We start from the raw sequence: 2,739 nt of genomic DNA on the forward strand, positions 1-2,739 counted from the left end.
GACCTCGCGATCCAGGTGGCGGTCACCCGGGGCCGGGCCACCGTCACCGTGCTGGACCGGGTCGGCGACTTCGGGGCCGAGCAGCCGGTCGAGGACTGGATCCCGGGCCAAGCGGCCCCGCAGGCCGCGGTGGTGCTGCTCGGCCTTCCCGAGGGGGCCGGCCCGCGCACCCTGTCGGTGCTCAACCCGGGCGCCGACGAGGCGCGGGTCGGCATCAAGGTGATCTCCCCCGAGAGCACCTTCACCCCCTCCGGCTGGGAGGAGGTCCAGGTGGCACCCGGGGCGGTCGTCCAGGTCGGGTTGGAACAGCTGCTCGCTCCCGAGATCCGCAAGGGCGCCACCGGGCTGCTCATCACGGCGAGCCGGCCCGTCGTGGCCGGCCTCGCCTCGCTGGTCGACGGCGACCTGGCCCTGGCCGGGGACGGCGGTCCGATCACCTCCTCGGCGGCAGCACTGCTGCCCGACGGGGAGGCCCGCCTGCTGCTGGCCGGTGCCACCCGCACCGGCGTGGTGACCGTGGTGAGCCGGGACGCCGACGGCACCCAGCTGGACAGCAGGCGGCTGGAGCTCGCGCGGGGGCGCAGCCAGCAGCTGGACCTCCCCCGCGGGACGGCCTGGGTCCAGGTGGAGCCCTCCCGGACCCCGGTCGTGGGGTCGGTGCTGGTCCGCGGGCGGGGGGCGACGGTCGTGCCGCTGGTCGAGGTCGAGCGGTACGGCTACATCCCCGGGGTCCGGCCCGCCCTGCCCTGACCGCACTGCCCTGACCGCACTGCCCTGACTGGGCCGTCGGCGCCCCCGGTCAGTCCTGCGGGTACCGGGCGTCGACGTCCTCGGGTCTCATCCCGAGCAGCTCGGCCACCTGCTCCACGAGCACGGTGAGCACCAGCGCGTCGAGGTCCGCCCGGGTCTCGCAGCGGTGCTCGATCGGCCGCCGGAACAGCACCAGGCGGGTGGGCGTGGTCCCGCTCCCCCGGATCAGGGAGGACAACGGGACGGCCCGGGAGTCCCAGTCGTCGGGGATCTGGGGCGTGTCCTCGACGGCGTACTCGACCAGCCCGAGCCGGTCGTGCCAGCGTCGCTCCAGGTCCGCCACGACCGCCAGCGTCACCGCGTCGAACCGCTCGCGCGCCGACCGCCCCCGGGGCTCACCCGGTCGCACGGGCAGCACGGCGGGGCCGCGCATTCCCCGGCCGCGCCGGTCCCGGCTGCGCCGGAACCGGACCCGTCCCGCGTCGGCTCCGTCCACACCGCGAGCCTAGTCCGCCACCGCCGGGACGCCGGGTACCGTCTGCGTCGTGAGTCCCACCCGACGCTGCTCCCGCGCCGCCTGCGGGCGCCCGGCCGTCGCGACGCTCACCTACGTGTACGCCGACCAGACCGCCGTGCTGGGCCCGTTGGCGCTCCACGCCGAGCCCCACGCCTACGACCTGTGTGCGACGCACAGCGAGCGGCTGTCGGCGCCGCGCGGGTGGGACGTGCTGCGGCTGGCCCCCGACCCCGCCCTCTCCGGACCCTCCAGCGACGACCTGCTGGCGCTGGCCGACGCGGTGCGCGAGGCCGCCCGGCCCGTCCGCGAGCAGGAGCCCCTCCCCGGTCTGGAGGGCGACCCCCACGCCGAGGGCGCCCGGCGGGGCCACCTCCGGGCGCTGCGGTCGGAGCGGTCGCCCGGCCGATAGGGTGGCCGCATGCCTCACGCCGGACCGCCCAGCCCTGGCCGGCTGGCGTCGGTGTTCAAGGCCTACGACGTGCGGGGCACGGTCCCCGACCAGCTGGACGAGCCCCTCGCCCACGCCCTGGGCGCGGCCTTCGTGGTGTGCGTCGGCGGGTCGGAGATCGTCGTGGGCCACGACATGCGGCCCAGCTCGCCGGGGCTCGCCGACGCGTTCGCCCGCGGCGCCGTCGCGATGGGGGCCGACGTCGTCGCGATCGGCCTGGCCGCCACCGACCAGCTCTACTTCGCCTCCGGGCACCTCGACCGCGCCGGCGCCATGGTCACCGCGAGCCACAACCCGGCCCGCTACAACGGCTTCAAGCTCTGTGGCCCCGGCGCCACCCCCGTCGGCGAGGACACCGGCCTGGCCGAGATCCGCCGGGTGGTCGCCGCCGGGACCCCGGCGCCGGCCGCGACCCCGGGCGCGGTGACCCGGCGAGACCTGCTCCAGGAGTACGCGCGACACCTGCTCACCCTCGCCCCGGTGGCCGGACGCCCACTTACGGTGGTGGTGGACGCGGGCAACGGGATGGCCGGGCTGACCGCGCCGGCCGTGTTCGACCTGCTCGCCGGGCAGGTGCGGCTGGTGCCGATGTACTTCGAGCTCGACGGCACCTTCCCCCACCACGAGGCCAACCCGATCGAGCCGGAGAACCTGCGCGACCTGCAGCGCCGGGTCGTGGCCGAAGGGGCCGACATCGGCCTGGCCTTCGACGGCGACGCCGACCGGTGCTTCCTCGTCGACGAGCAGGGGGGGCTGGTGTCGCCGTCGGCGGTGACCGGTCTGATCGCGGACCGGGAGCTGGACCGGGAGCCCGGCGCGACGATCATCCACAACCTGATCACCAGCCGGGCGGTGCCCGAGCTGGTCCGGGCCAAGGGTGGTGTCCCCGTGCGTACCCGGGTGGGGCACTCCTTCATCAAGGCCGAGATGGCCCGGACCGGCGCGGTCTTCGGTGGTGAGCACAGCGGGCACTTCTACTTCCGCGACTTCTGGCGTGCCGACTCGGGCATGCTCGCCGCGCTGC

Annotated in this window: 4 protein-coding genes; 3 read left to right on the forward strand and 1 reads right to left on the reverse strand. The window is 76.0% G+C overall.

All coding sequences use genetic code 11. From position 1 onward, the window contains the following. Nucleotides 1-750 (forward strand): DUF5719 family protein (locus tag PLP61_RS16280; protein WP_324503813.1); only part of this gene is annotated, 750 nt, incomplete at its 5' end. Nucleotides 751-799: 49 nt separating this feature from the next. Here the strand turns inward: PLP61_RS16280 and PLP61_RS16285 are convergent. Next, on the reverse strand, nucleotides 800-1,246 hold the full coding sequence (locus tag PLP61_RS16285; protein WP_324503814.1) for a metallopeptidase family protein: 447 nt from the start codon (nucleotides 1,244-1,246) through the stop codon (nucleotides 800-802). 49 nt (nucleotides 1,247-1,295) lie between these two features. Between PLP61_RS16285 and PLP61_RS16290 the strand changes: the two genes are divergently transcribed. After that, entirely contained in the window at nucleotides 1,296-1,676 is a 381-nt protein-coding gene (locus tag PLP61_RS16290) for a DUF3499 domain-containing protein (protein WP_324503815.1), read from the forward strand. A gap of 9 nt (nucleotides 1,677-1,685) precedes the next feature. After that, nucleotides 1,686-2,739 (forward strand): phosphohexomutase domain-containing protein (locus PLP61_RS16295; RefSeq protein WP_324503816.1); only part of this gene is annotated, 1,054 nt, incomplete at its 3' end.

Origin of the sequence: Nocardioides sp. (genome assembly GCF_035429765.1) — a bacterium.
Classification (GTDB): domain Bacteria; phylum Actinomycetota; class Actinomycetes; order Propionibacteriales; family Nocardioidaceae; genus Nocardioides.